General features: G+C 68.5%; 25 protein-coding genes and 1 rRNA gene. 17 read left to right on the top strand and 9 right to left on the bottom strand.

Going from position 1 to position 26393, the window contains the following annotated elements; all coding sequences use genetic code 11:
• Window positions 1-188: 188 nt before the first annotated feature.
• Entirely contained in the window at window positions 189-497 is a 309-nt protein-coding gene (locus VN779_RS08150; protein WP_325721772.1) for a MoaD/ThiS family protein, read from the top strand.
• 54 nt (window positions 498-551) lie between these two features.
• Here VN779_RS08150 and VN779_RS08145 read toward each other — a convergent pair whose 3' ends face one another.
• The gene (locus VN779_RS08145) at window positions 552-1607 is read right to left on the bottom strand and encodes a sigma-70 family RNA polymerase sigma factor (protein ID WP_349260704.1); all 1056 of its coding nucleotides are present in this window, start codon (window positions 1605-1607) and stop codon (window positions 552-554) included.
• A 78-nt stretch (window positions 1608-1685) separates the two neighbouring features.
• On the opposite strand from VN779_RS08145, the gene VN779_RS08140 reads away from it, so the two are divergent.
• Both VN779_RS08140 and VN779_RS08135 read left to right on the top strand, forming a co-directional pair.
• Window positions 1686-2483 carry a HipA family kinase gene (locus tag VN779_RS08140; protein ID WP_349260703.1) on the top strand — a complete coding sequence of 266 codons (798 nt, stop codon included), beginning with the start codon at window positions 1686-1688 and terminating at the stop codon, window positions 2481-2483.
• Entirely contained in the window at window positions 2480-2905 is a 426-nt protein-coding gene (locus VN779_RS08135; protein WP_325721766.1) for a DUF3037 domain-containing protein, read from the top strand. The genes VN779_RS08140 and VN779_RS08135 overlap by 4 nt, the downstream gene beginning before the upstream one ends.
• An 82-nt stretch (window positions 2906-2987) precedes the next feature.
• Here VN779_RS08135 and murA read toward each other — a convergent pair whose 3' ends face one another.
• Both murA and VN779_RS08125 read right to left on the bottom strand, forming a co-directional pair.
• Window positions 2988-4295: a UDP-N-acetylglucosamine 1-carboxyvinyltransferase gene (gene murA / locus VN779_RS08130; protein WP_325721764.1), complete on the bottom strand. Its 1308-nt coding sequence runs from the start codon at window positions 4293-4295 to the stop codon at window positions 2988-2990.
• 79 nt (window positions 4296-4374) lie between these two features.
• Entirely contained in the window at window positions 4375-5160 is a 786-nt protein-coding gene (locus VN779_RS08125) for a GNAT family N-acetyltransferase (RefSeq protein WP_325721762.1), read from the bottom strand.
• Window positions 5161-5222: 62 nt separating this feature from the next.
• On the opposite strand from VN779_RS08125, the gene VN779_RS08120 reads away from it, so the two are divergent.
• Window positions 5223-6617: a replication-associated recombination protein A gene (locus tag VN779_RS08120; protein WP_325721760.1), complete on the top strand. Its 1395-nt coding sequence runs from the start codon at window positions 5223-5225 to the stop codon at window positions 6615-6617.
• On the opposite strand, the gene VN779_RS08115 is transcribed toward VN779_RS08120, so the two are convergent.
• The 5 genes from VN779_RS08115 to VN779_RS08095 all read right to left on the bottom strand — a co-directional run bounded on the left by VN779_RS08115 (window position 6605) and on the right by VN779_RS08095 (window position 10201).
• Window positions 6605-7096 carry a cupin domain-containing protein gene (locus tag VN779_RS08115; protein WP_325721758.1) on the bottom strand — a complete coding sequence of 164 codons (492 nt, stop codon included), beginning with the start codon at window positions 7094-7096 and terminating at the stop codon, window positions 6605-6607. The two genes, VN779_RS08120 and VN779_RS08115, sit on opposite strands and share 13 nt — an antisense overlap.
• 78 nt (window positions 7097-7174) lie before the next feature.
• A complete protein-coding gene (locus tag VN779_RS08110) occupies window positions 7175-7726 on the bottom strand; it encodes an O-acetyl-ADP-ribose deacetylase (RefSeq protein WP_325721756.1) in 552 nt (183 codons plus the stop codon).
• Complete coding sequence (locus tag VN779_RS08105; RefSeq protein ID WP_325721754.1) at window positions 7723-8190, bottom strand: DUF4395 domain-containing protein; 468 nt, start codon at window positions 8188-8190, stop codon at window positions 7723-7725. The genes VN779_RS08110 and VN779_RS08105 overlap by 4 nt, the downstream gene beginning before the upstream one ends.
• Before the next feature lie 230 nt (window positions 8191-8420).
• Window positions 8421-8927, bottom strand: a complete 507-nt coding sequence (locus VN779_RS26375) for a thioredoxin family protein (RefSeq protein WP_349260702.1) — start codon at window positions 8925-8927, stop codon at window positions 8421-8423.
• A gap of 29 nt (window positions 8928-8956) precedes the next feature.
• Window positions 8957-10201: an MFS transporter gene (locus VN779_RS08095; protein ID WP_414639614.1), complete on the bottom strand. Its 1245-nt coding sequence runs from the start codon at window positions 10199-10201 to the stop codon at window positions 8957-8959.
• Window positions 10202-10441: 240 nt separating this feature from the next.
• Between VN779_RS08095 and VN779_RS08090 the strand changes: the two genes are divergently transcribed.
• The 7 genes from VN779_RS08090 to VN779_RS08060 all read left to right on the top strand — a co-directional run bounded on the left by VN779_RS08090 (window position 10442) and on the right by VN779_RS08060 (window position 18688).
• Window positions 10442-11071, top strand: a complete 630-nt coding sequence (locus VN779_RS08090; RefSeq protein ID WP_325721748.1) for a TetR family transcriptional regulator — start codon at window positions 10442-10444, stop codon at window positions 11069-11071.
• A gap of 60 nt (window positions 11072-11131) precedes the next feature.
• Window positions 11132-11542, top strand: coding sequence for a DUF948 domain-containing protein (locus VN779_RS08085; RefSeq protein ID WP_325721746.1), 411 nt, complete (start codon window positions 11132-11134; stop codon window positions 11540-11542).
• 11 nt (window positions 11543-11553) lie between these two features.
• Window positions 11554-11817, top strand: a complete 264-nt coding sequence (locus VN779_RS08080; protein ID WP_325721742.1) for a hypothetical protein — start codon at window positions 11554-11556, stop codon at window positions 11815-11817.
• Window positions 11818-12038: 221 nt separating this feature from the next.
• The gene (gene alaS, locus VN779_RS08075; protein ID WP_325721740.1) at window positions 12039-14711 is read left to right on the top strand and encodes an alanine--tRNA ligase; all 2673 of its coding nucleotides are present in this window, start codon (window positions 12039-12041) and stop codon (window positions 14709-14711) included.
• A 251-nt stretch (window positions 14712-14962) separates the two neighbouring features.
• The gene (gene ruvX / locus VN779_RS08070) at window positions 14963-15460 is read left to right on the top strand and encodes a Holliday junction resolvase RuvX (protein WP_325721738.1); all 498 of its coding nucleotides are present in this window, start codon (window positions 14963-14965) and stop codon (window positions 15458-15460) included.
• Window positions 15457-17805, top strand: a complete 2349-nt coding sequence (gene mltG, locus VN779_RS08065) for an endolytic transglycosylase MltG (protein WP_325721736.1) — start codon at window positions 15457-15459, stop codon at window positions 17803-17805. The genes ruvX and mltG overlap by 4 nt, the downstream gene beginning before the upstream one ends.
• Before the next feature lie 37 nt (window positions 17806-17842).
• Complete coding sequence (locus tag VN779_RS08060; protein WP_325721734.1) at window positions 17843-18688, top strand: shikimate dehydrogenase; 846 nt, start codon at window positions 17843-17845, stop codon at window positions 18686-18688.
• A gap of 64 nt (window positions 18689-18752) precedes the next feature.
• Here the strand turns inward: VN779_RS08060 and VN779_RS08055 are convergent, their stop codons facing one another.
• Window positions 18753-20369, bottom strand: coding sequence for a DUF6882 domain-containing protein (locus VN779_RS08055; RefSeq protein WP_325721732.1), 1617 nt, complete (start codon window positions 20367-20369; stop codon window positions 18753-18755).
• A 201-nt stretch (window positions 20370-20570) separates the two neighbouring features.
• Between VN779_RS08055 and aroC the strand changes: the two genes are divergently transcribed.
• The 6 genes from aroC to VN779_RS08025 all read left to right on the top strand — a co-directional run.
• Window positions 20571-21812 (top strand): chorismate synthase, encoded by a 1242-nt coding sequence (gene aroC / locus VN779_RS08050; protein WP_325721730.1) that lies wholly within the window; start codon window positions 20571-20573, stop codon window positions 21810-21812.
• The gene (locus VN779_RS08045; RefSeq protein WP_325721728.1) at window positions 21809-22312 is read left to right on the top strand and encodes a shikimate kinase; all 504 of its coding nucleotides are present in this window, start codon (window positions 21809-21811) and stop codon (window positions 22310-22312) included. The genes aroC and VN779_RS08045 overlap by 4 nt, the downstream gene beginning before the upstream one ends.
• Window positions 22309-23388, top strand: coding sequence for a 3-dehydroquinate synthase (aroB, locus tag VN779_RS08040; protein ID WP_325721724.1), 1080 nt, complete (start codon window positions 22309-22311; stop codon window positions 23386-23388). Before VN779_RS08045 ends, aroB begins: the two co-directional genes overlap by 4 nt.
• 149 nt (window positions 23389-23537) lie before the next feature.
• Window positions 23538-24101, top strand: a complete 564-nt coding sequence (efp, locus tag VN779_RS08035) for an elongation factor P (protein WP_325721722.1) — start codon at window positions 23538-23540, stop codon at window positions 24099-24101.
• Between the two features lies 1 nt (window position 24102).
• Window positions 24103-24537 carry a transcription antitermination factor NusB gene (gene nusB / locus VN779_RS08030; RefSeq protein WP_325721720.1) on the top strand — a complete coding sequence of 145 codons (435 nt, stop codon included), beginning with the start codon at window positions 24103-24105 and terminating at the stop codon, window positions 24535-24537.
• A gap of 418 nt (window positions 24538-24955) precedes the next feature.
• Window positions 24956-26393: ribosomal RNA gene (locus VN779_RS08025) — 16S ribosomal RNA — on the top strand; the annotation flags it as partial.

Raw genomic sequence — 26393 nt, 5'->3', positions numbered from 1 at the left:
GCCAAGCGGCGGGCCTGGCAAGGCGCCGGAGCATCCTCGCGCTCCTCATTCAACACCGTGGGTCGTCTGTGGATGTTTCGGCAACGCAGCCAGGGTCGTCGATCGGCCGATTCGCCCCCAACATGGGATCAGACGCCCTCTAAGAGCTGTATCGAGAAGGGCCAGTGTTGAAGTGGAGCTGTGTTGACATGACAGTCACGCTGCAGCTGCCCGGGGCGTTGGCCGCGTACGCGGGCGGCCAACGCGAGGTCACGGTGGAGGTCGCGTCGCCCGGTTCCGCGGCCGAGACCCCGGAACAGACCGTCGCCGGGGTCCTCGATCGCCTCGCCGGTCAGCTGCCCGCGCTGGAGCGGCGGATCCGCGATGAGAACGCCGTGATCCGCCGCCACGTCAACGTGTACGTCGACGGCGCGGACATTCGAACCCTGTCGGGCGCCCAGACCGCGGTGCCCGACGGGGCGGTGATCGACGTCATCGCGGCGGTGAGCGGAGGCTAATGGCCGTCACCTGCGAACGCGCGTGACGGCCGGGGCTCAGCTCCGTCGGCTACCTCAGTGCTCAGCCGGCTCGTCATCGCGCCGGCCAGACGCCTCGCGACGCGGCAAATACGCACTGACCGCGCCGCCCGCCACGTTGCCCAGCTTCTCCGGGTTGACCACGGTGTAAGCCTCGACGATCCGATCGTCCACGATGACGAACGCCATGACGCCCATCGCCGCCCCGGTCTTGTCGATGATCACCAGGCCGGGCGCGCCGTTGACCAAAGTGTCGTGCATCTGCAGGCCGGAATCCGGGTGAAGCCACCGAGTAAGACCGCTGACCAGACGCGCCACCCGGTCTGCGGTACGCACCGGCTGAGCGCCCGCCTTCACGATGCCGCCGCCGTCCGAGTGCCAGATCACATCCGGGTCCAACACCGCCATCAGCCCGGAGATATCGCCGGTGAGCGACGCCGCCGCGAAGGCCGCGACGACCTTCCGGTGCTCGGGCCGCTCTAGGCGCCGCCATGGATGCCCGACCCGCGATCCGGCCGCCGAATCCGCCGCTGCGCTCGCCGTCGAATCTGGGTCCGACTGCGGCCACGTCTCGGCATCCGCCCAGGCCACGCTAGTGCCGCTCGTCCCCTCACGCACTCGCCGCCGCCCCCGCGACGCCAACTGCCGCACCGACTCGGGCGTCCGGCCCAGCGCCTCGGCGATCTCGCCGAAGCCGACCGCGAACACGTCGTGCAGCACGAACGCGACCCGCTCGGCCGGGCTCAGCTGCTCCATCACCGCGAGCATCGCGTACGAAACCGACTCGCCGAGCGACGCGACATCCTCCGGGCCAGGCTGACGCTCCACCGTGGAGATTGACGGTTCCGGCAGCCACTCGCCGAAATACGCCTCCCGCCGCGCCCGCGCCGATCCCAGCTGGTCGTAGCAGATCCGGGTCACGACCGTGGTCAGATATGCGCGCGGCTCCAGCACCGTCGAGCGATCCGTGGCCTGCCAGCGCAACCAGGCGTCCTGGACCGCGTCCTCGGCGTCCGCGAGCGATCCGAGCAGGCGATACGCGACGGCGGAAAGGTAGCGGCGGTGCTGCTCGAAGTCGGCGCCCTCGTCAATGATCTGTTCCCCGGTCACCATTCCACCGTATCCGAGGGCCCGCTCCCCGGCTCACGAGCCTGCCCGCTTACGCCCGACATGACCGGAGACGAGCCGAGCGACGGTAGCCTTGATCGCGTGTTACGCGAAGTGACGGCGACCCGGTACGTGACCCCGCTGCGGGAGGGCGGGTCGCTGCCGGCCATCGTCGAGGCCGACGACCTCGGCATGTACGTGGTCAAATTCCGCGGCGCCGGCCAGGGGCGCAAAGCCCTGATCGCGGAGATCGTCGCCGGGGAACTCGGCCGCGCCCTCGGCCTGCCGGTTCCCGAACTGGTCACCGTGCAGCTGGATGAGGCGATTGCGAAGGGCGAGCCGGACCAGGAGATTCAGGAGCTGCTGCTGGCCAGCGTCGGGCGCAACCTCGGCCTCGACTATCTGCCGGGATCGCTCGGCTTCGACCCGCTCGCCTTCCCGGTCGAGCCCGAGGCCGCCGGGCGGGTGATCTGGTTCGACGCGCTGGTCGGCAACGTCGACCGCTCCTGGCGTAACCCCAACCTGCTGCGATGGCACGGCAAGCTCTACCTGATCGACCACGGCGCCGCGCTGATCTTCCAGCACAACTGGCCCGCGGCCGCGGCCTCCGCGCGCCGCGCCACCAAGCTCGCCGACCACGTTTTGATGCCGTTCCACCCGGACCTCGCCGCGGCGGACGCAGACCTCGCGCCGCTCGTCACTGCGGAGACTGTCGCCGCCGTACTGGCCCTGGTACCGGACGAGTGGCTGCACGACGAGCCCGGTTTCGCCACCCCCGACGAGGTACGCGCGGCGTTCCTGGCCTGGTTCGACGCGCGGATGCAGCAGCCGCACCTCTGGCTTCCGGAGGTGCCGCGATGACGCGGGTTCAGGCGCCGCAGGCAGCCGATACAGCCCTGGTACGCAACGCCTTCGAGTACTGCTTGCTCAAGGCCGTGCCGCGAGTGGAGCGCGGCGACAGCGTGAACGTCGGCGTTATCGTGTACTGCCAGGCGCGTGACTTCCTCGACGCGCGCACACATCTGGATCGCGGCCTGTTGCTCGCGCTCGATCCGGCGGCCGACGTCTCAGGAATCGAAGCCGCCATCGCCGCGTACGCGTGCGTATGTCGAGGCGGCAGCGAGGCGGGCCAAGCCGGCGAGTCTACGACGGGTCAGCGCTTCCGCTGGCTGACCGCGCCCCGCTCAACCGTGGTGCAACCGGGTCCGGTGCACCTCGGCCTCACCGCGGATCCCGCCGCCGACCTCGCCCGGCTGGCTGCCCGGCTCCTGCCCTCCCACTAACAGGCCCCGTCTCCGAGGGGCTGGACGCTGGCGCTTCCGTGTGCCGCCGGATTGCCTCGCCGCTTCGCCTCGCGTCGTCGACTCAGGCCTCGACCGGAGTGATGGCCATGCCGATGGATTGAAGGCGGGCCAACGGCTCGTCGTAACCGCGCTCGAGCGACTCGACGTCCAGCAGCACCGAGGACCCTTCCGCGATCGATGCCGCGATCACCGAGGAGAAGCCGGTACGCACGTCCGGCACATGCACCTCCGCTCCCACCAGCTTCGACGGACCGTGCACCACCGCCGAATGCAGATGGTTGGTGTCGTGGAACCGGCAGGCGTTGCCGCCGAGGCACATCGGGAACAGCTCGATCTCGCAACCGAGCTGCTTGAGCGCGTCGACGTATACAAACCGGTTCTCGAACACCGTCTCATGCAGCACCGACAGCCCGCGTGCCTGGCTCATCAGCACCAGCAGCGGCTGTTGCCAGTCCGTCATGAAGCCGGGGTGCGTGTCCGTGCTCACCGCCGCGGACCGAAGACCGCCCGGCGCCGTCGCGGTGATGTAGGCCTCGTCGATCTCGAACTGCGCGCCCATCTTGCGCAGCGTCTCGATCGCGGTCACCAGCCGGTCCTGCGCGCAGCCGTGCACGCGCACCTGACCGCCCGTCAGCAGTCCGGCCACCAGGTAGCTGAACGCCTCGAGCCGGTCCCCGGCCAGCCGCGTCGCGGCCCCGTGCAGCCGCTCGACGCCCTCGATCACGATCCGGCGATCCGGCTGGAGCTGGATCCCCGCGCCCATCCGCTGCAAGAACAGCGCCAGCTCAAGGATCTCCGGCTCGACCGCCGCGTTGATGATCACCGTGCGGCCCTCGGCGAGCACCGCCGACAGCATCACGGACTCGGTTGCGCCGACGCTCGGATAAGGCAGGACGACGCGCGTACCGCGCAGCCGCCGAGCTACCGCATGGATGCCTGTTTCGTCGATCGTGATCTGAGCGCCCATCGCAGTGAGCGCCTGGATGTGGAAATCGAGCGGCCGCGGGCCGATCTGATCGCCGCCGACCATAGGCACGAAGGCCTCGCCGGTCAGGTTGAGCAGCGGGCCGAGCAACAGCACCGGGATCCGGTTGCGGCCGGTGAAAGTCTGTGGCACCCCGGACTGCGGACCCGCGGTCGGCTCGACGTGCAGCGTGTCGCCATCGCGCTCAACGGCGCAGCCGACGGCCCGCAACATCTGCGCGGTGATCTCGACATCGCCCACTCGCGGCGCGTTGCCGATCGTGCTCGGGCCGCTGCCGAGCATCGCGGCCACCATGTGCTTCGTCACCGCGTTCTTCGATCCGCGCACTGTCACGTCGCCGCGCAGCGGGCCGGTCGGATCGATCTTCCAGCCTCTCGTTCCCATGAGCGTCATTGTGCCGGTCCGCGCGCCTAAGCGGTGGCGATCCGCGTTATCGGCGCGAGCCGTGCGCAGACGCCGCGTGTTACCGACTCGACTCGGATCGTTGCCTGAGCCCGCCAGACGAGAAGCGGTGTGTTGTCTGATAACCCAATCGCAGGTACATGCGGCGCGCCGAATCGTTCGGATGGTAGTGAGCGAGCGTGCACATCCGCTCGCCGCGCTCGAAGGCGATTCGCGTCAGCGCCGCGGTCACCGCGCCGCCGAATCCCTTGCCACGCGCGACCGGATCGGTCGCGATGGAAGCCAAGTACGCCACGCCGGACAACCGCCGAGTCAGCGCGCCGACCGCGAGCAGCACCCCGGACGTCTCGTCGCGAATTCCCGCCCACTGCTCGACCAGTTCGTAGTCCGCGCGCACCGAGTGGTGGGGATTGACCCGGTCCAGAAAGCCCTGGACTTCCCGACGGTCCTCCAGCTCGTTGATGACGAGCGACTGCGCGGGCTGCGCCGGAGGCGGAGTCCAAGTCGCCATCAGATCCCAGTCGCTGTCCGTCTCGTGGCCTGGCGCCGGGTCCGCGTGCCAACGCGCGAGGTCGACACCGCGCGGCACGGTCACCCCGGCGATCTGGTCACCGAGGTCGGCCAGCGCCGCGTCCACGAGCATCGGCGAGACCTCCGGGTCGCCGACGACACTGAGCCAGCAGGCCTCGCCGCTGTAGTCGTCCTTGGCGGCGAACGCGAGGCCGCCACCCAGTGCCCAGGCCGCGATCGCGCCCCCGCGCGTCTCGCTGATCACCATCACGTCGTCCGGCGCGACGAGGTGCAACTCGGCCGCAGTAAGCCGCTGAACTGTGGATATCCCCGTCATGATCCACGATTCTGTCACGGTCACGTCCGTCAAGGTCACCAGGCCGCATTACGCTCAGGTGTATGGAGCCGGAGACCCTTTTCGACGCCGTCGGCCGAGAGCGCGCCGAGGCCGGTGCGCCGTTGGCCGCACGCATGCGGCCGCGCACGCTCGACGAGGTCGTCGGGCAGGCCAAGCTGCGCCGTCCCGGCTCACCGCTGCGCCGGCTCGTCGAGGCCGCGCCTGGCTCGCGCGCCGTGCCCGCCTCGGTGATCCTCTGGGGTCCGCCGGGCACTGGAAAGACGACCCTCGCACACGTGGTCGCGCGCAGTACCGACCGGCACTTCCGGGAACTTTCCGCGATCACCGCCGGGGTGAAGGAGGTGCGCGCGATCATCGAGGGCGCGCGCCGCGATCTGGGCATGTCCGGCCGCGAGACGCTGCTGTTCCTCGATGAGATCCACCGCTTCTCGAAGGCGCAGCAGGATTCGCTGCTGCCGGCCGTGGAAAACCGCTGGGTGACGCTGATCGCCGCGACGACGGAGAACCCGTATTTCTCGGTGATCTCGCCGCTGTTGTCCCGCTCGCTGCTGCTGACGCTCGAGCCGCTGGACGACGCGGACGTCGACACGCTGATCGATCGAGCCCTGACCGCGCAAGTCGGTCTGGCCGACTCGGTGAAGCTCGACCCGGCGGCGCGAGCACAGTTGCTGCGGTTGGCCGGCGGTGACGCGCGCAAGGCGCTCACCGCCCTCGAGGCGGGCGCCGGTGCGGCGCGCGACCAGGGCTTCGACACGGTGACCGTCGAGATCCTGGCGCAGGCACTGGACCGCGCGGCGGTGCGCTACGACCGAGACGGCGACCAGCATTACGACGTGGCTTCCGCGCTGATCAAGTCGATCCGCGGCTCTGACGTCGACGCGGCGCTGCATTACCTCGCGCGGATGATCGAGGCGGGGGAGGACCCTCGGTTCATCGCGCGACGGCTGGTCATCTCGGCGAGCGAGGACATCGGCCTGGCCGATCCGACCGCGCTGCCTACCGCGGTCGCGGCGATGCAGGCGGTGTCGTTCATCGGCTGGCCGGAAGCACGGATCAGCCTGGCTCAAGCGGCGATCGCGCTCGCTTTGGCGCCCAAGTCGAATGCCGCGATCTCGGCGATCGACGCGGCACTGGCCGACGTGCGCGCCGGCCTCGCCGGTCCGGTGCCGATGCATTTGCGGGACGGCCACTACAAAGGCGCCGCGAAGCTCGGACACGCGCAGGGGTATGTATACCCGCACGACCTGCCGAGCGCCGTCGCCGCGCAGCAGTACGCGCCGGATGCCATCCACGGCAAGCGGTACTACAACCCCACGCGGCACGGGCTAGAGGAGCGCTACGCCGATCGCGTCGAGAAAATACGGGCGCTGCTGGCCGGGGAGAGCGGAGACTCGCGGCAGCCCGAATCCGACCCGCCCGGCGATCAGACCCAGTAGGTGTCGTGCTTCAGCATGAACTGCGCGCGCTGATCATCGGCGACGCCCTCGAGTAGCCCCTCGAAGTAGGCCTCGCGCGGCGCGCCGGGGGCGAACAGCAGCAGCATCGACGCCTGCTGGCCGGACTCGTTCTTGAACGCGTGCAGCCCGCCCGCCGGCACGTAGAGGAAGTCGCCCTGGCGAGCCTCGGTCCACTTCTCGCCGTTGAACAGCTTCACCGTGCCGTGCAGGATGAAAAACGACTCGGAGATCGACTTGTGGAAGTGGGTGTCCGGACCGCTGCGCGCGGCCGAGAAGTCCCACCGGTAAAGGCCGAACTCGCCGCCGGTCGACTCGGTCGTGGCCAGGTAGTGGCATTGGCCGCCGGACTTGTAGGTGAGCTCGGCGGGGGCCGATACCGGACGGAAGGTGGCGCTGACCTCTCCAGTGTCGCCGTGGTACCGATCCGGGGGATACGACCGCTCTGCCGGGTACGACATGTCTTGCCTCCTAAAGCGCAGGCCGTAGGGATCCCGAGGCCCCAGGATCGCCTGTCGCGATCTTAATAGGCAGCGGCACTAGCCGAGAGGCAGCCCCAACGAATCAGCCGCCTGACGGAACGCGGTGAGCGCGCGATCGTCGAAGAGCACGAATCTGATCTCCGCGACACTTGACGGCGCTTGGGAGACCGTCCGCAGCGCAATGATGGCCGCGTCGTCGATCGGCCAGCGATACACGCCGGTGGAGATAGCAGGGAAGGCTACCGATCGCGCGCCGAGTTCCTCAGCGACGAGCAGGCTGTTGCGATGGCAGTCGGCGAGCAACTCGGAGCGGTCGTCGCTGCTGGAAAAGACCGGTCCGACCGTATGGATAACCCAGCGCGCGGGCAGCCTTCCGGCCGTGGTCGCGGCCGCCCGCCCCGTCGGCAGCCCGCGGCCGTACTTCGAAGCGCGCAACGCCCGGCACTCCTCCAGGATCTCCGGACCGCCCCGTCGATGGATCGCGCCGTCCACGCCGCCGCCGCCGAGCAAGGAGGAGTTCGCCGCGTTCACGATCGCGTCCACCTGCTGCTCGGTGATGTCACCGCGCAGCAGCGTCAGACGAGGCGTGGCGCCGGAGCTTTCGCTCACGAACCGACCGGCTCCCGGCGCGGCGCACCACGGCGGATGAGCAGGTAGACCTCGCAACCGAGGCAGAAGTCGAAGGCGGCGTTCAGGAAAGCGGCGCCCAGCGCGAACCCGGTGAAGACCAGGCCAAGCGCGGTGACCCCGGACAGGTAGCCGATAGCGCCGATCGCGGCGAACACGAGGCCAACGCCCTGAGCGAAGGTCGGAGGCGCGGAATTCTCCAGTTCGGTCGGCTTTGCCAGGCGGGGCCGGACGAACTTGCGGTACAGGTAGCCGTACGGCGCGTACTTAAGCCCGGTGAAGGCTCCGAGCGCGAAGACGACTGTCTGCACGGCGAGCAGCCAACCGTTGCCCGTGATCAGCACGACGGCGAGCACTGCCGTGGTGATCACGGCGCCGAAGCGCGGGCCGCGCGGGTCGATGAAAGCAGGGGACTGAGGGGAGGTGAGCGTGGGTTGTGGCGACACGGCGGTTCGCTCCGGAGGGCGGGTCGAAATGCAAGAGAGGAAGGAGGCCGCAAGCCCTGGATCCGCGAAGACAGTGGATTTCGGTTTTCGTGACGCGGCCGGGCCGGTTGCGGCGGTCTGGATCAGCGCTGAACTAGCTGAACTAGCTGCGGCAAGTGGGACACGCGCAGGTGCACACGCGGCAGTTGTCGACCGCGCGCCGGCGAGTGAGCAGCTCTCCTTGCATGTCTCTATCGTACGGACACGTCAAGCGCGGCAAGGACCTGTTCCTTGCGCGGCACGCCCGAGGCGCGTGCGGTGATCCGGCCGGCCCCGTCGAGCACGAGCGTCGTGGGCGTGCGCAGAATGCCGATCTCGCGCACCAGGTCCAAGTGGGCCTCGGCGTCGATTTCGATGTGCTCGACCCCGTCCACCTTGGCGGCGACGTCGGCCAGGATCACCTTGGTCGCGCGGCATGGCTGGCAGAAGGCTGACGAGAACTGCAGCAGCGTGGCCCGATCGCCGAGCGAGCGGCCAAGCCGTTCCGAAGTCAGCACCGGGTGCTCTCCGCGTATGGGTCCCCGCGAAGCGTCGGCGGCCTCTACTCCTGGAATGGGCATCGTCTCGCCGGAAATAGCCATTGTCTCGTCAGGCACTGCTGGTTGCATTCGGACCCTTCCATCCGTCCGCTTCCGCCACACGCCGAAGGCGCTCGCCAACGCGAGCACGACGACAAGCACGATGAGACCGGTGACCACGTCTCTGTGCAGCGTGATGGCGGACTGGGTTATTCCACGACCGCGACGGCGCTCGTCGCGAGTTGCGTTTCCGGCACGCTCGCCGCCGCCGCTACGGTTTCCCGCGCCCGTATTCGCCGCAGCACGGCCACGCCTGCTGCCGCCAACGCGCCCGCAGCGCCCACGAAGCCGACCGAGGCGAAGCCGAAGGCGGGCGAAGAGTGGTCGATCACCGCGCCGGCCAGTGGCGCGCCCAGCGCGTTACCCAAGGTCAAGGCCGCCGAGTGCAGTCCGATGGCCTCGCCGCGTGCCGACTCCGGCACCGCGTGACTCACCGCGACCACTGTCTGCGCGACCGTGGGCGCGCAGGCCAAACCTGCCGGTATCAGGGCCAGCGCGAGCAACGGCCAGCTGTGCGCCATACCGACGGGTATCGTCGCCGCTCCGAGCAGTGTCATCAGGGTGAGCATGCTGAGCGGCCGAGGTATCGCTCCGTGCACGAAGCCGCCGACCAGAGAGGCCGAGCACCACACGATGATGGTCAGCCCGGCCCACTGCACTTGGCCGTGTGCGCGTAGCACCGCGACGATCGACACGTCGGTGCCGGACAGCACGACCGTCGCGGCAGCCGCGACGAACAGCACGAGCACGAAGCCGGGTCCGAGCCAGCTGCTGCGTGCGGGTCGTATCGCCGCGGCCTCTCCGGCATCCCGCGCAGTGACCCGCGGGTTGTACGCCCACATCACAGCCGCCGAGAACGCCAGCGCCACGCCGACCGTGCGCAGCGTGGATATCCCGTCGCCCAGCTGAGTGATCATCAGCACCGCGAGCGCCGGGCCCACCATGAAGCTGATCTCCACGGCCATCGAATCCAGCGAATACGCCTGCCGGCGTTGCTCCTGCGGCACCCGCGCGGCGAGCGACTGCCGCACCAGCCCCATGATCGGCACCTGCAACATGCCGCCGAGAACCGCGGCCGGTATGAGCGCGGCGAACGGCAGCAGGGGAGCCGTCGTCCAGAACGCCAACGCCGCGACACCGGTCACCAACAGCACCGGCCGCGGCCCGCGCCGGTCCACCACTCGCCCGAGCAGCGGCGAACCGGCAGCCAGCCCGATCGTGAACGCGGCAGCCGCCGCGCCGGCCGCGCCGTACCCGAGATGGCGGTCCAGCACGACGCTCAGCGTGAGCGCCGTGCTGGTCGCCGTCCCCGGTATCCGGGCGACCAGCGCGACGAGCATGAACAGCCGCATCCCCGGAATTCGGAGGACGGAGCGGTAAGGGGCCAGGTGCATGACGGTCAACTACCTCCACAACGATGGTCGCAGATGCCACCGACAACGAACAGCGCGATTCCGGCACCAGGAAAGTCGCCAGATTTGACAACAAGCGTTGGCCAACGAAGATGGACATCACTAAGCGGTGGACTGTGGAAGCTGGCCCGCGTCGGCCCCTGCCGAGCATTCGACACCGCGGCGTCGGAAATCGCACCGCGGCGTCGTACACCGCCGAGTAACCGTCACCGAGGAGCACAGATGACCCTGCCGGACCGCCGCTTCACCGATCGCTCTGCGCCGACCCGCGCCGCGATCCTGGCCGCGGCCCGCTCACGGTTCGCCGCCGACGGATACGAGAAGGCGACCATTCGCGCCATCGCCGCGGACGCCGGGATCGACGCCTCCATGGTCATCCGCTACTACGGCAGCAAAGCAGAGCTCTTCGAGGCCAGCGCCGCCATCGATCTCGCGCTGCGCGAGAGCGTCCCGACGCACGAGGGCCCCGAACGCGTCGCCGAGGAATACGGCCACGCATTCATGTCCCGCTGGGAGAGCGGCACCAACGAGGTCGAGCAACTGCTCATCCGAACCGCGCTCACCCATCCGGAAGCGGTCGGTCAGGTCCAGCGGATCTTCGACGAGCAAATCAAGCCGCCGATTCTCGCCGCCCTCGCCGATGACCCCGACGCGGAACTTCGCGCGGCGCTGGTCATGACCCAGACACTCGGCCTGGCCATCTGCCGCTACCTGCTCGGACTCGACCCGGTCGCCTCGGCGGACCCGGCGACACTCGAACGCGCCGTGCGTGATGCCGTCCGTTTGCACCTGACCCGTGCGATGCGTGATGACGCCGACGAGCCGTCACATCAGCCCGTCACCGAGCCCTGAGCCCGAAACACGATAGTGTTCTGCGCCGACGGGCAACAGCGCGAAGGGATGGATCCCAAGGTGTCGGCAGGAGCAGTCGTCGGGCTGGTATTCGCGATTTTCTTCGCGATCGGGGTCATCTTCCTGTGCTTCGTCCTGCTGCGGCTCGCCGAGGTGCTCAAAGAGACCGGGAAGCTGGTCGCCGGCATCGCCGACCAGACGGTGCCGCTGCTGGGCGAGGTCACCACCACCGTGGTCACCGCCAACCAGCAACTCGGGCGGGTGGACACCATCACCGAGAACGTCGCCAAGCTCTCCGGCAACGCCTCCGCCCTCGCCTCGACCTTCTCGGCGACCGTCGGCGGGCCGATGATCAAGGCCGCGGCGTTCTCCTACGGCGTTCGCACTGCGCTGGCCAACCGCCGCAAGGCCGACGTCGAGAAGCGGGTGCGGGCCGAACTTAAGGCCGACCGCAAGGCCAAGAAGGGCTAAGGGCAGCAGCGATGGGCAAGCGGGTCTTCTGGATCGCGCTCGGCGCGACCGCCGGCGTCCTGGTCGTCAGAAAGGCGTCCAAGGCACTGCGCAAGTTCACCCCGTCCGGAATCGCTGAGGGCGCCGCGGGGCTGCCCGGCTCGATCGGCGACGCGGTTCAGGATTTCGCCGACGACGTGCGCACCGCGGCCGCCGAGCGGGAATTCGAGCTGTACCGAGTGCTCGGCGTGGACGTGACCGATCCCGACGCCGGCGACAAGAAGCTGCCACGGTAGACCGGACAGCGCGCCGCAAGAGCACCGTCCAGAACGCCACGTAGCGGGGCGCGGGGACAAGTGGGACCGGCCCCGGCGAGCTTCCTGAGACAATGGCAGCCGCGCCCGGACACACAAGCCGCGTACGCGCGGCCCGTATGGCACCGTTCCTTACGACACGCCAGGGCGCGTTAACGATCCAATCGACTGACAGATAGACCGTCCCGAGAGGCACAGGACCGATGGACTCCGCAGAAATCCGCCGTCGCTGGCTCGACTTCTTCGTCAAGCGCGGACACGCCGAGATCCCCTCCGCCTCGCTGATCGCCGCCGACCCCACGCTGCTGCTGGTCAACGCGGGCATGGTCCCGTTCAAGCCCTACTTCCTCGGCCAGGAAACCCCGCCCGCGCCGCGCGCCACCTCGGTGCAGAAGTGCGTGCGCACCCTCGACATCGACGAGGTCGGCAAGACCACAAGGCACGGCTCGTTCTTCCAGATGTGCGGCAACTTCTCCTTCGGCGACTACTTCAAAGAAGGCGCGATCACCTACGCCTGGGAGCTGATGACCAACTCGGTCGAGGAGGGCGGCTACGGCCTGGACGGGGACCGGTTCTGGCCCACGGTCTACCTGGACGACGACGAGGCATACGGCATCTGGCACGACAAGATCGGCATCCCGGCCGAGCGCATCCAGCGGCTCGGCATGGCGGAGAACTTCTGGTCGATGGGCGTGCCCGGCCCCTGCGGACCCTGCTCCGAGCTGAACTACGACCGTGGCCCCGAGTACGGCGAAGCGGGCGGCCCGGCGGTCAACGGCGAGCGGTACCTCGAGATCTGGAACCTCGTCTTCATGCAGTACGAGCGGGGCGCGGGCACCGGCAAGGCGGACTTCCCGATCCTCGGCGATCTGCCGTCAAAGAACATTGACACCGGCCTCGGGCTGGAGCGGCTCGCCACGATCCTGCAAGGCGTCGACAACCTGTACGAGATCGACACCTCACGCGCGATCATGGACAAGGCGGCGCAGCTCACCGGCGTCGTCTACGGCAAGGACCATAAGAGCGACGTCGCGCTGCGCGTTATCACCGACCACGTTCGCGCGGCGACGATGCTTATCGGCGACGGTGTCGTCCCAGGCAACGAAGGACGCGGATACGTACTGCGCCGCATGATGCGCCGCGCGATCCGCAACATGCGCCTGCTCGGCGCGCACCACCCGACCGTGCACGACCTGGTCGCCTCGGCGGTCGACGCGATGGGCCCGCAGTACCCCGAGCTGGTCAGCGACTACAAGCGCATCGACGCGGTCGCGGTCGGCGAGGAGGAGTCCTTCCTGCAGACCCTCAAGACCGGCACCAACATCTTCGACACCGCGGTCAGCGCGACCAAGGGCGAGGGCCGCAAGCAGCTTGCCGCGGCCGACGCGTTCCAGCTGCACGACACCTTCGGCTTCCCGATCGACCTGACCTTGGAAATGGCGGCCGAGCAGGGCCTGTCCGTGGACGAGGACGGCTTCCGCCGCCTGATGTCCGAGCAGAAGGCCCGGGCGAAGGCGGACGCGAAGGCGAAGAAGACCGGCCACTCGGACCTGTCGGCGTACCGGGAGCTTTACGACGCCTCCGGAGCGCCCGAGTTCACCGGCTACGGCGAGACCACCAGCGAGGGCACGGTGCGCGGCCTGCTGCGCGGCGGCTCGGTGGCATCCGAGGCGGGCGCGGGTGAGGAGATCGAGCTCGTCCTCGACCGCACTCCCTTCTACGCCGAGGGCGGTGGTCAGCTCGCCGACCACGGTCTGATCCGGCTCGGCAACGGCGCGCTGGTCGAGGTGCTTGACGTGCAGAAGCCGGTCGGCGACCTGATCGTGCACCGCGCCGTGGTCCGCGACGGCGAGGTCGTCATCGGTCAGCCAGCCGAGGCGGTCGTCGATGTGACGCGGCGTCATGCGATTTCCCGCGCGCACACCGCCACGCACATGGTGCACCGCGCGTTCCGGCAGCTACTCGGCGAGACCGCGACGCAGGCGGGTTCGGAGAACGCACCCGGCCGCTTCCGCTTCGACTTCGCGCACCCGCAGGCCGTACCGCAGTCCGTCCTCGCGGACGCGGAGCAGCTAGTCAACGCCGTGCTCATCGACGACCTCGCGGTTACCGCACAAGTCATGTCGCAGCCCGAGGCCAAGTCCATGGGCGCGATGGCGTTGTTCGGCGAAAAGTACGGCGACCGGGTACGCGTCGTGTCCGTCGGTGACTGGGCACACGAACTGTGCGGTGGCACCCACGTGCCGAACACCGGCCGCCTCGGACTGGTCAAGCTCCTACACGAATCGTCGATCGGTGCGGGTGTCCGGCGTGTTGAGGCACTCGTCGGCGCGGACGCGTACGGCTTCCTCGCCCGAGAGCACGTGCTGCTCGCTCAGGTTTCGGAGCTGGTCAAGGCTCGTCCGGACGAGCTGCCTGAGCGCATCGCCGGCATCGTCGGCAAGCTGCGTGACGCGGAGAAGGAGATCGCGGCGCTCAAGGCCGGGCAGGTGCTCGCGGTCGCCGGCGAATTGGCCGGGAACCCGCTGGATGTTCACGGCGTTGCCTTTGTAGCGCACCGCGCACCCGACGGCACCTCCGCGGACGACCTGCGCAAGCTCGCATTCGACGTGCGCGGACGGCTCGGCTCCCGCCCCGCGGTGGTCGCGCTGGCGGCCGCGGCCAACGGACGCCCGCTGGTCCTGGTCGCGACCAACGAGACGGCGCGAGAGCATGGCCTGAAAGCCGGCGCGCTGGCCAAGATCGCCGCGCAGACACTCGGCGGCGGAGGCGGCGGCAAGGACGATGTCGCGCAGGGCGGCGGCACCGATGTCGGCGCGCTCGACGCGGCGCTCGAGGCGGTCCGGTTGCAGGTAGCCGCGGCCGGCCCCGCGTAGCCCGAGACACTCGGGACGCTCAGGCGGCGCTGCGATCGAGGCCCGGACGGCGAATCGGGCGAAGTGAACCAGAACGCCTCGCTGTACGTCCTGGACGGTCGGTGCACCAGGATGGCGGTACGGTGCTGAACTGGGTCGCGCTCGCCAGCAAAGGCGGGTCGGCACGCAGGCACAATGCCGACCGGCGCGCCGCGCCAGCACTGCGATAAGACGTTGTCGGCGAGGCGCCTCAGTCGGCGGTAGGGAGAACGGTGAGATCGGGCAAGCGGCTCGGCATCGATGTCGGAGCGGTCCGGATCGGAGTATCGGTCTGCGACCGCGACGGCCTGCTGGCCACGCCGGTGGAGACGGTCAAGGCGGGTGAGGGCGACCTCGCTCGCCTGGCGGCGCTGGCGGCTGAGCACGAGGTCGTCGAGGCCGTCGTCGGGCTGCCGCGTTCGCTGTCCGGGGCCGAGGGGCCGGCTGCGGCTAAGGCCCGCGAGTTCGCCGTCAAGCTGGCCCGGACAATTCGCCCGATTCCCGTGCGGCTCGTCGACGAGAGGTTGACAACCGTCACCGCGACCCGTGGACTACGCGAGTCGGGAGTTCGCGGTCGCCGCAGCCGCGCCGTGGTCGATCAGGCCGCCGCCGTGGTGATCCTGCAGAACGCGCTCGACGCCGAGCGGGCCTCCGGACGGCCGCCCGGCCACCTGTCCGTGGCCGACGACGACGTCGCGCCCCACGCCCCGGTTAAGGAGTTCGAGGCTTGAGCGACGACGGTTGGTACGGCGATCCGCAGGAACCGGCGCCCACCCCTGGTTACGGACAGAACCGGGGTCGCCGCGCGGTGTACGAAAACGAAGCGCAGCCCGAGCAGCCCGGCCAGTACCCGCAGCAGCCCGCGCAGTCGGGTGGATACCCCCAGGACCCGTACCAGCCGGATCAGTACTCGCAGGGTTACTCCTCGCAACCGCAGCAGTCGTACTACGACGAACTCGGTCCCCGCGCAACGCCTCCGCAGGGCTGGAACTCCGGCCAGCAACCGGGTTACTCGGACCAGCCGTCGTACCAGCAGCCGTCGTATCAGCAGCCTTATGAGCGGCCGTCGTACGAACCGCAACAGCAGTCATACGAGACACAGCAGCCGTACGAGCCGCCGCAGCAGCAGTCGTACGAATCGCAGCAGTCGTATCCGGCCCAGCCGCAGATGCCGCACGCCCAAGAGCAGCAGTACCCCCGACGCGGTCAGACGCCGCGCCCATCCCAGCCCTCTCGCCCGAGCGCGGACCCTTACGCATCGGGCTCGTACGGTAACGACACGTACGGATCCGCCTCCGACAGCTACGGCACGGGTTCGTATGCAGCCGACGGGTATCAGTCTTCGTCCGGGCAGACGCCGCGTGGCGGTCCATCCTCGCAAGCTCAGCCGCCGCAAGGGCCGCCATCACCGCAAGCGCAGCCATCGCGAGGGCGGCCGCCGCAAGACCAGTACTCGTCCGGTTCGTACCCGGCAGCCGATCCGTACTCTTCCGGCAGCTACTCGCGCCCAACTCGCGACGGTTACCCGAGCGGTGAATACCCGGCGGCGGACCGCGATCCGCGCCGCCGCAGTGGCGAGTACCCGACCGCCGCCGCCGGCTACGCTTCCGGCACCCAAACGCCCGGCGGCTACCCGCCGGCCGACCGTGCCGTTCCCGGCCGCGGACCAGCGAACACTCCGCCACAAACGCAGGTTCAGGACGCGTATGCCCGCCGCCGAGGTGCCGCGCCCGACCCGACCGGCGAGTACGCGCAGTACGAGGACGATGACGAATTCCCGGGCACGTCGCGTTCCCCGCGCCGCGCCCCGGGCTACGGTGGCGAGAGCGGCAGCCGCGCGGAAGCACCGTCTGCGCGCAATCGCCGCCGCGCCGCCGAACCCGCCGACGCGATCCCCGAGGACCAGCCGAACGACGGCCGCTTCAGCCTGATCGACGGCGATGACGACGACGAATCCGGCTCCGGCCGCGGCGGCAAGACCAAGCAGAAGAAGGGCCGCAACTGCCTTGCCGTCTTCATCGCGTTCTCGGTGATCGCCGGCGGCCTTGGTTACGGCGGCTACAAGGGCGTCCAGTGGTATCAGAGTAAGTACGGCGCGCCACCGGACTACATCTCCACCGTCGGCACCGGCGCGAAGGTGGACGTCACGATTCCGACCGGCTCCGTCGGCCGCACCATCGGCGGCATCCTGTTCGACGCCGGCATCATCAAGAGCCAGCGCGCCTTCACCAACGCCTGCAACAACGACCCGAAGTGCGCGAACATACAAGCGGGCACCTACCTGCTGCCCAAGGGCGTGAGCGCCGCGAGCGCGATCACCGACCTGCTCGACCCGAAGAACCAGGACAGCAAGTCCCAGCTGATCACCTACGGCGGTGAGCGAGCCTCGCAGATCTTCGCCGCGCTGGAGACCAAGACCGGCTGGAAGGACGCGGACGTGCGCGCCGCCATCGCCGGGGGTCAGATCGACCTGCCGTCATGGGACACCGGCCAGCCGGGCGCGAAGTTCCCGTATGCGCACATCGAGGGCTTCATGGCGGCCGAGACGTACGTCCTGACCGACTTCAAGACGCCGACGGCGCTGCTGAAGAAGATGGTCGACGACCAGATGTCGATCTTCAACCAGGAGAACCTGGCGGCCAAGGCCTCCGCGCTCGGGTTGACCCCGTACAAGCTGCTGATCATCGCCTCGCTGGCGCGCGCCGAGGCCGGGACCAACACCACCGACCTGAACAAGATCGCCGGCGTGGTGTTCAACCGATTCAACAACCCGGCGCTGTTCGCGCACCTGGGCTTCGACACCGCCACGCTCTACGGAATGGGCAACGTCGGCACGGTGCCGAACAACAAGGACACCACGAACCCGTACAACACCAGCGTGTTCGGCATCAAGGGCCTGCCGCCGACCCCGATCGACAACCCTGATCAAGCATCGATCGACGCGGCCATAAATCCGAACCGTGCCAACAACTACCAGTACTTCTGCGCCACGCCGGACGGTGTCATGTACGCGGCGACCAATACCCAGTGGCAACAGCTCGGCGCGAAGTACAAGGGGCTGTGCGGCTCGCACTGATGACCGTGGCAGGACAGAACAGGCGGTACGACGCGGTATGACGACCGCACATCGAGCTGCGGTACTAGGTTCACCTATCGCGCACTCGCTTTCACCGGTGCTGCACCGGGCCGCCTACCAGCGGCTCGGTCTGGCCGGCCGAAGCTACGAGGCGTTCGATGTGGACGAGGCCGCGCTGCCCGGGTTCCTCGGCCGGCTCGAAGCAACGCAGTGGAGCGGTCTCTCACTCACCATGCCGCTCAAGCGCGCGGTGATCCCACTACTCGACTCGGTAAGCGAAACCGCCCTTTTGGTTGAGGCGGTGAACACCGTGGTGTTCGCCGAGGACGGCACGCGCAGCGGTGAGAACACGGATGTGCCGGGTCTGGTCGCGGCGCTCGCTGAGCGCGGGATCACCGCGGTGGACACGGCGGCCGTGCTGGGCGGAGGAGCGACGGCCGCGTCAACGCTCGCGGCGCTCGCCTCGATCGTCAACGGCGGCAGCGTGGACATCTACGTGCGCTCACTGGCTCGAGCTGAGCAACTGCGGCCTGTCGCGGAGCGCTTAGGCATCGAACTGCGCGTTCACGGCTGGGCTGAGGCAGGTACCGCACTCGCAAGCGCGCTCGTCGTCAACACGACTCCGGCAGGCGCCGCAGACGAACTGGCCGCGAGCGTCGCCAAGCCTGTGGGCACGCTGTTCGACGTGATCTACCATCCGTGGCCGACCCGCCTGGCCGCGGCCTGGCAACAGGCAGGCGGCACGGTATTCGGAGGTCTCGATCTGCTCATCCACCAAGCCGCCTTTCAGGTGGAGTTGATGACTGGAGCCGACCCGGCACTGCGCGGGAGGGTCGTCGAGGCGATGCGAGAAGCCGGGACCGCCGCGCTCAACGAACGCTGACCACGCGCGTGCCGGGACGCCGTGCGTGCGGCGATTACACGTCGAATGCCGCGGTTCGGCGCACTTACTTGTGTAGCGACAATCCGGTTAGTTGGCCGTCCGGTGCGAACTCCACGGTGAATGAGCCGACGCCCTCGGCCGCCACCACGATCCCGCCCGGCACACGACTCCACTCCCAGCCATAGTGCTCGACGTAGCCGAGAACGCACTCGGCCGCGTCCTCACCGAACGTCGCGGCACCCTCCATCACGAAGCGAGGTACCGTGCCGAGCCGAGGTACCGCGCTCGGTACCGAGGCGTCGCAGACTACGTAGTACACGCGCGTGCCACTGGCCCCCTCTGCGCTGCTGTGCCCGATATAGCCCCGCGCGCCCAGCGTCCCCATCGCGGTCCAGGCAAGCATCTCCGCGGCGTCCTGCGGGCTGTCAGGCGCATCAGCGATGCCTACCAGACCGAAGGCCGGGGTTACGAACTCTGCGATGCCCTCACGCTCGCCGAGGGCGCGCAGCCGCCGGGCCTGCTCGGTGATAGCCGAGTTCTGACCCCAGCTCGCCGGATCTGCCCACGCCCAGGTCCAAATTCCGGCTGGCGACAGCGTTCCGAGGGCGTCCACGGCGAACTCGCGACCGGACTGCTGATACGCCCGCGTCGCATGGTCGACGGACCAATCGCCGACGGGGAGATAGGCGAGGAAAGTCTCCAACTGCTCGGTGACCCAAGCGGCGTGCCGATTCCCGGCGGCGTTGAAGCCAGCGCTGAACTCGAACAGGTCCACCACTTCAGAAAGAACCGGACCGGCCGGAGCGATGGGGAGGACAGGTCCCTCAACGCCGCCCTCCGATGCATGAACCTGTTGCGGCACGTGCACCGCTGCGTGCGGGGGCAAGGGTTGCGACGTCTGATGCGGCGCCTGTGGCCGCGCCTGCTGTGCGTTGAGCGTTGCCACGATCTGCGCGGCGGCGGCTTGAGCCGCCTGCGGATGCACCGGTCCGAGCGTGTACTGGCGAGACCTGATGTGCGCGAGGAGTTCCGGCTGCGGCGGAAGCTGGTAGAGGCTCAGGTAGTAACCGACGGCCGCGGGCCAGACCCACGTGCCGTCGCTGTGAAATGCGCGCGGCACGTTCGGCGGCGCGCCGGGCACCAGTTCGTCGCGTGTCGTTCCCGGCGCCGAGAGCACGACGGCCGCGCGCGTCAGGTACGCCACAAGCGCCGGAACCTCGCGCGGATCGAGGTTCTGGCGATTGATCAGCGGACCGCCCCCTGGCTTGAGGCCGTCGAAGACGCGAGCCATCGGAAAGCCCGGCTGCTGTGCCGCCTGTGGGATTGGCGGCGCTTGGGGCACTTGCGCCGCTTGGGGAACTCCCGGAGTCTGCTGCGTGACCATCGCCTGCGCCGCCGCCTGCTGCGGAGCCGGTAGTTGGCGCGGCGGGGCAGTGCCCTCAGCCGCCGTCACGTTCGCAGCGCCCTGCCCGCTCGTTCCTGCGCTCGGCGCGAACGAGCCCAACCTCGGATCGATCGGCGGCGGCACCAGGGGCGGCAGAGTACCTGAGCCCGTTTCCGTGTCATGGCCTTCAGGCTGCTGCGACGCCAGTACCGCGTCGTGGTAGACCTGCGGCGCCGAGCGTGCCAAGCTGCCCGCCCCGGTGGGTCCAGCCCCGCCGAAGCCCCCTGTGCTGGACATTCGCACTCCCAACCTCGCCACACGCATCGCTGTTGAGGGACGGGCAAGTCTCCCATCGGCCCGCGTGCCGAACAACTTCGGAACGCGAGCGGACGGGCGATCCAGCGCGGCAATGGTGAAGATCGCGTAACTAGTCAGACCATATCCCGGCCGGTGGACAAGCTTTTCCGCCAGCCGAGCACTCCGTGAAATGATCGGGCCATGTTGCGTTGGCTCACCGCAGGCGAATCGCACGGTCCCGCGCTCGTCGCGATCATCGAGGGACTGCCGGCCGGCGTGCGCACGTCCACCAAAGACGTAGCTGACGCGCTCGCCCGCCGCCGGCTCGGCTACGGCCGCGGCGCCCGGATGAAGTTCGAGCAGGATGAGGTCGCCTTCCTCGGCGGAGTGCGGCACGGCCTGAGCCAGGGCGGTCCGGTCGCGGTGCGGATCGGCAACAGCGAGTGGCCCAAGTGGGAGACCGTGATGGCGGCCGACCCGATCGCCGGACCGGCCGCGCTCGACGAGCTCGAACCGGGCTCGGCCGAATTCGCCGCCGGCGGCGCCGGCCAGGCCCGCAGCGCCCCGCTCACCCGGCCCCGACCCGGCCACGCCGACCTGGCGGGCATGCAGAAATACGGGTTCGACGACGCGCGGCCGGTGCTCGAGCGGGCCAGCGCCCGCGAGACCGCGGCCCGGGTCGCCCTCGGCGACGTGGCCCGCGCCTTCCTCGACCAGGCCGCCGGAATCCGCATCGTCTCCCACGTCGTGCGGCTCGGCTCGGTCACCACCCCTGACGGGCTGCTGCCGAACCCGGACGATCTCGAACGCGTCGACGCCGATCCGGTGCGCTGCTTCGACCCCGAGGCCAGCACCGCGATGATCGCCGAGATCGACGCCTGCCACAAGGACGGCGACACCCTCGGCGGTGTCGTCGAGGTCCTCGCCTACAACCTGCCGCCCGGCCTGGGCAGCCACGTGCACTGGGACCGGCGGCTCGACGCCCGGCTCGCCGCCGCGCTCATGAGCATCCAGGCGATCAAGGGGGTCGAACTCGGCGACGGCTTCGGCCTGGCCGCGATCCGCGGCTCGCTCGCGCACGACGAGATGGAACCCGGACGTCCCGGCGTGCGCCGCCGCTCCGGCCACTCCGGCGGCACCGAGGGCGGCATGTCCACCGGCGAACTGCTGCGCGTACGCGCCGCGATGAAGCCGATCGCCACCATCCCGCGCGCCCTGGCCACCATCGATACCGCCACCGGCGAGCCGGCGGTCGCGCACCACCAGCGCTCCGACGTGTGCGCCGTGCCCGCCGCCGGCGTCGTCGCGGAGGCCATGGTCGGCCTGGTCTTGGCCGAGGCGGTGCTGGAGAAGTTCGGCGGCGATTCGGTCGCCGAGACCGCCCGCAACATTTCCGGCTACCTCGCCGACGTACAGGCACGCGGTCTTGAGGTGCTGCGGTGAGCCCACGCGTGATCCTCGTCGGCGCCCCCGGCTCTGGAAAGAGCACAGTCGGCCGGCTGCTCGCCGACCGGCTCGGCGTCGCCTTCCGCGACACCGACGCCGACGTCGAGGCCACCGCCGGAATCACCATCGCAGAGCTCTTCGTCGAAAAGGGCGAGCCGTACTTCCGGGACCTGGAAGCCGACGCTGTACGCACCGCGGTCGCGAGTCACGACGGGGTTCTCGCCCTCGGCGGCGGCGCGATCATCCGCGACGAAACCCGGCAGGTCCTCGGCGGCCAACGCGTCGCTTACCTCGAAGTGAACCTGGCCGAGGCAGCCGGCCGCGCCGGCCTGAGCACCGCCCGCCCTCTGCTGCTCGGCAACGTGCGTGGCCAACTCGGCCAGCTGCTCAACCAGCGCAAGCCGCTCTACGAGCAGGTCGCCACCATCACCGTCTCCACCGTCGGCCGCACTCCCGAAGAGGTGGCCGACCTGATCGTCAAGGAGCTGCCGGCATGACAGACCCGACCACCACCGTCAAGGTCGGCGGCGAAAGCCCCTACGACGTCCTCATCGGTACCAATCTGCTCGGCGAGTTGCCCGCGCTGCTCGGCACCAAGCCCGCGCGCGTCGCCGTCATCCACCCGAAGGCGCTGGCCGCCACGGCGGAGGCGATCCGCTCCGATCTCGACGTGAACTACGAGGCCGTGACGGTGGAGGTCCCCGACGCGGAAGAGGCCAAGTCCGCTCAGGTCCTCGCCTACGTATGGTCGGTACTCGGCCAGTCCGGCTTCACGCGCACCGACGCGATCGTCGGAGTCGGCGGCGGAGCGACCACCGACTTGGCCGGTTTCGTCGCCGCCACCTGGCTGCGCGGAGTGCCCTTGGTGCATATCCCGACCACGCTGCTCGGCATGGTCGACGCCGCGGTCGGCGGAAAGACCGGCATCAACACCCCCGAGGGCAAGAACCTGGTCGGCGCGTTCCACCCACCCGCGGGCGTGCTCTGCGACCTTGCCGCCCTGGAAACCCTGCCGCGCAACGAGTACGTCGCCGGCCTGGCCGAGGTGGTCAAGTGCGGCTTCATCGCCGACCCGGCGATCCTCGAGCTGATCGAATCAGACCTCGAAGCGGCCAAGTCCCCGGCCGGCGCGCACACCCACGAACTGATCCGCCGCGCCGTGCAGGTCAAGGCGGACGTGGTCTCGGCCGACCTGAAGGAATCCGGGCTGCGGGAGATCCTCAACTACGGTCACACCCTCGGCCACGCCATCGAGCGCAACGAGCGCTACCAGTGGCGGCACGGCGCCGCGATCTCGGTCGGCATGATCTTCGCCGCCGAACTCGGCCGCCTGGCCGGCCGCCTCGACGAACCCACCGCGCAACGCCACCGCGATCTGCTCGGCGCGCTCGGCCTGCCGCTCAGCTACCAGGCGGGCGCCTGGCCGAAGCTGCTCGACGCCATGCGCATCGACAAGAAGTCCCGGGCCGACCGGCTGCGCTTCATCGTGCTGCAGGGCTTGGCCAAGCCGACCGTGCTCGAGGCCCCCGACCCGCAGCTCCTTGCCGCCGCCTACGCAGAGGTCTCCGCCTGACTCGCGCGAACCCCGCGAACGCGCCGACCGGGGCGCACCGCGCCTGAGCGCTACCACTCGCCCCAGATCGGCGGGAATCGGGCCGCGGCCCGGACGGTAGACTTGGCGGTCTGCAATCGGACTTGTCTCAAGCTAGGAGTCACCCGGCCGTGGCCTCGACCAACGACCTCAAGAACGGCATGACGCTCAATCTCGACGGCGAGCTGTGGAACGTCGTGGAGTTCCAGCACGTCAAGCCCGGCAAGGGCCCGGCGTTCGTGCGCACCAAGCTCAAGCACGTGCTGACCGGCAAGGTGGTCGACAAGACTTTCAACGCCGGCATCAAGGTCGAGACGGCCAACGTGGACAAGCGCACGATGCAGTACCTGTACAAGGAAGCCACGGACTACGTGTTCATGGATACCGACACGTACGACCAGATCCACGTCCCCTCCGACACCGTAGGCGACGCCGCGCATTTCCTGCTGGAGAGCGCGGAGGCCACGGTCGCCACGCACGACGGCGTCCCGCTGTACGTCGAGCTTCCGGCGGCTGTCGAGCTGGTCATCACCTACACCGAGCCGGGCCTGCAGGGCGACCGCTCGACCGGCGGCACGAAGCCGGCCACCGTGGAGACCGGTTACGAGATCCAGGTCCCGTTGTTCATCTCCACCGGCGAGAAGGTCAAGGTGGACACCCGCGACGGTAAGTACCTCGGCCGGATCAACAGCTGACGTGGCGACCAGGAGCAAGGCACGGCGACGCGCCCTGGAGGTGCTCTTCGAGGCTGACCTCAAGGACGTGAGCCCCATGCGCGTCCTGGCCGACCGCGTGGCCAGGTCGCAGCAGATGACCGCTCAGGACACCGACCCGCGGATCGGCGAGTACACCATCGATCTGGTCAGCGGTGTGGTCGATCACCTCGGCCGGATCGATTCGCTGATCGAGACCTACTCCATCGGCTGGACGCTCGACCGGATGCCGGTGGTGGATCGTAACGTTCTGCGCCTCGGCCTCTTCGAGCTGCTGTGGGGCACGGATGTGCCTGAGGTGGTAGCCATCGACGAGGCGGTTTCGCTGGCCCAGGAGCTGTCCACCGCAGAGTCTCCGCAGTTCGTGAACGGTCTGCTCGACCGGCTGCGCGAACTCAAGCCGACGCTGCAGCGGTAGCCGGTAGCTCGGATCCAGCAGGCCGCAGGGAGCTGACTTGACGTCAGTTCCGGCGGCGCGTAACGTAGTCAGACGTCGCCGAGTGCGGATCAGTGCAGCAGAAGCTGCCGATGATCTCACTGGCGGGATTCCCTTCTTCCTCCTTTCGGATTGCCTCCGAAGCTTCGCGGTCGCGAAGGATTTCGGGTGGTAGTGCTTTCTCGTGAAGACGAGGAAAAGCGGTCTGAAAGATCTGGTAGAGTAGGGATCACCGAAAGAGAACGCCTCTCCGGAGCTAAAAAACTCCGGGGATACGGTGTCTGTTTCTTGAGAACTCAACAGTGTGTCGACATTTTTGTCTGTGGTGCCATTTGTTTGTTTGGATGGCTGTTGTCCCGACCCCCGTCGGGACGGTTCAGCTGGGTTTTCGAACTGTTCTTTTTTGGAGAGTTTGATCCTGGCTCAGGACGAACGCTGGCGGCGTGCTTAACACATGCAAGTCGAACGGATCATGGGTCTTCGGATTTGTGGTGAGTGGCGAACGGGTGAGTAACACGTGGGTAACCTGCCCTTGGCTCTGGGATAACTCCGGGAAACCGGGGCTAATACCGGATACGACCTTGGCCCGCATGGGTTGGGGTGGAAAGTTTTTCGGCCAGGGATGGGCCCGCGGCCTATCAGCTTGTTGGTGGGGTGATGGCCTACCAAGGCGTTGACGGGTAGCCGGCCTGAGAGGGCGACCGGCCACACTGGGACTGAGACACGGCCCAGACTCCTGCGGGAGGCAGCAGTGGGGAATATTGCGCAATGGGCGAAAGCCTGACGCAGCGACGCCGCGTGGGGGATGACGGCCTTCGGGTTGTAAACCCCTTTCACCATCGACCAAGTCCTGGGTTTCTGCCCGGGGTGAGTGTAGGTGGGGAAGAAGCACCGGCTAACTACGTGCCAGCAGCCGCGGTAATACGTAGGGTGCTAGCGTTGTCCGGATTTATTGGGCGTAAAGGGCTCGTAGGCGGCGTGTCGCGTCGGGAGTGAAAGCCCGCTGCTTAACGGCGGGTTGGCTTCCGGTACGGGCATCGCTGGAGTGCGGCAGGGGAGACTGGAATTCCTGGTGTAGCGGTGGAATGCGCAGATATCAGGAGGAACACCGGTGGCGAAGGCGGGTCTCTGGGCCGTTACTGACGCTGAGGAGCGAAAGCGTGGGGAGCGAACAGGATTAGATACCCTGGTAGTCCACGCCGTAAACGTTGGGCGCTAGGTGTGGGGCCTGTTTCCACGGGCTCCGTGCCGGAGCTAACGCATTAAGCGCCCCGCCTGGGGAGTACGGCCGCAAGGCTAAAACTCAAAGGAATTGACGGGGGCCCGCACAAGCGGCGGAGCATGCGGCTTAATTCGATGCGACGCGAAGAACCTTACCAGGGCTTGACATGCACGGTGCAGCGCGAGAGATCGCGTGTCCTTTGGGGTCGTGCACAGGTGGTGCATGGTTGTCGTCAGCTCGTGTCGTGAGATGTTGGGTTAAGTCCCGCAACGAGCGCAACCCTCGTCCTGTATTGCCAGCAGCACCCCTCGGGGTGGCTGGGGACTTGCGGGAGACTGCCGGGGTCAACTCGGAGGAAGGTGGGGATGACGTCAAATCATCATGCCCCTTATGTCCTGGGCTGCACGCATGCTACAATGGCCGGTACAGAGGGCTGCGATGCCGTGAGGCGGAGCGAATCCCGGAAAGCCGGTCTCAGTTCGGATCGGGGTCTGCAACTCGACCCCGTGAAGTCGGAGTCGCTAGTAATCGCAGATCAGCAACGCTGCGGTGAATACGTTCCCGGGCCTTGTACACACCGCCCGTCACGTCACGAAAGTCGGTAACACCCGAAGCC

It is taken from the genome of Actinocrinis sp. (assembly GCF_035605935.1).
Taxonomy (GTDB): domain Bacteria; phylum Actinomycetota; class Actinomycetes; order Streptomycetales; family Catenulisporaceae; genus Actinocrinis.
Note: the sequence above shows the minus strand (reverse complement) of the source record. Positions and strands in the feature narration are given on the sequence as shown.

Coding starts and splice junctions, on each gene's coding strand:
- VN779_RS08150 (WP_325721772.1), top strand. CDS start 189: ATGACAGTCACGCTGCAGCTGCCCGGGGCGTTGGCCGCGTACGCGGGC.
- VN779_RS08140 (WP_349260703.1), top strand. CDS start 1,686: ATGACCGGAGACGAGCCGAGCGACGGTAGCCTTGATCGCGTGTTACGC.
- VN779_RS08135 (WP_325721766.1), top strand. CDS start 2,480: ATGACGCGGGTTCAGGCGCCGCAGGCAGCCGATACAGCCCTGGTACGC.
- murA (WP_325721764.1), bottom strand. CDS start 4,295: ATGGGAACGAGAGGCTGGAAGATCGATCCGACCGGCCCGCTGCGCGGC.
- VN779_RS08125 (WP_325721762.1), bottom strand. CDS start 5,160: ATGACGGGGATATCCACAGTTCAGCGGCTTACTGCGGCCGAGTTGCAC.
- VN779_RS08120 (WP_325721760.1), top strand. CDS start 5,223: ATGGAGCCGGAGACCCTTTTCGACGCCGTCGGCCGAGAGCGCGCCGAG.
- VN779_RS08115 (WP_325721758.1), bottom strand. CDS start 7,096: ATGTCGTACCCGGCAGAGCGGTCGTATCCCCCGGATCGGTACCACGGC.
- VN779_RS08095 (WP_414639614.1), bottom strand. CDS start 10,201: ATGCACCTGGCCCCTTACCGCTCCGTCCTCCGAATTCCGGGGATGCGG.
- VN779_RS08090 (WP_325721748.1), top strand. CDS start 10,442: ATGACCCTGCCGGACCGCCGCTTCACCGATCGCTCTGCGCCGACCCGC.
- VN779_RS08080 (WP_325721742.1), top strand. CDS start 11,554: ATGGGCAAGCGGGTCTTCTGGATCGCGCTCGGCGCGACCGCCGGCGTC.
- alaS (WP_325721740.1), top strand. CDS start 12,039: ATGGACTCCGCAGAAATCCGCCGTCGCTGGCTCGACTTCTTCGTCAAG.
- VN779_RS08060 (WP_325721734.1), top strand. CDS start 17,843: ATGACGACCGCACATCGAGCTGCGGTACTAGGTTCACCTATCGCGCAC.
- VN779_RS08055 (WP_325721732.1), bottom strand. CDS start 20,369: ATGTCCAGCACAGGGGGCTTCGGCGGGGCTGGACCCACCGGGGCGGGC.
- aroC (WP_325721730.1), top strand. CDS start 20,571: ATGTTGCGTTGGCTCACCGCAGGCGAATCGCACGGTCCCGCGCTCGTC.
- aroB (WP_325721724.1), top strand. CDS start 22,309: ATGACAGACCCGACCACCACCGTCAAGGTCGGCGGCGAAAGCCCCTAC.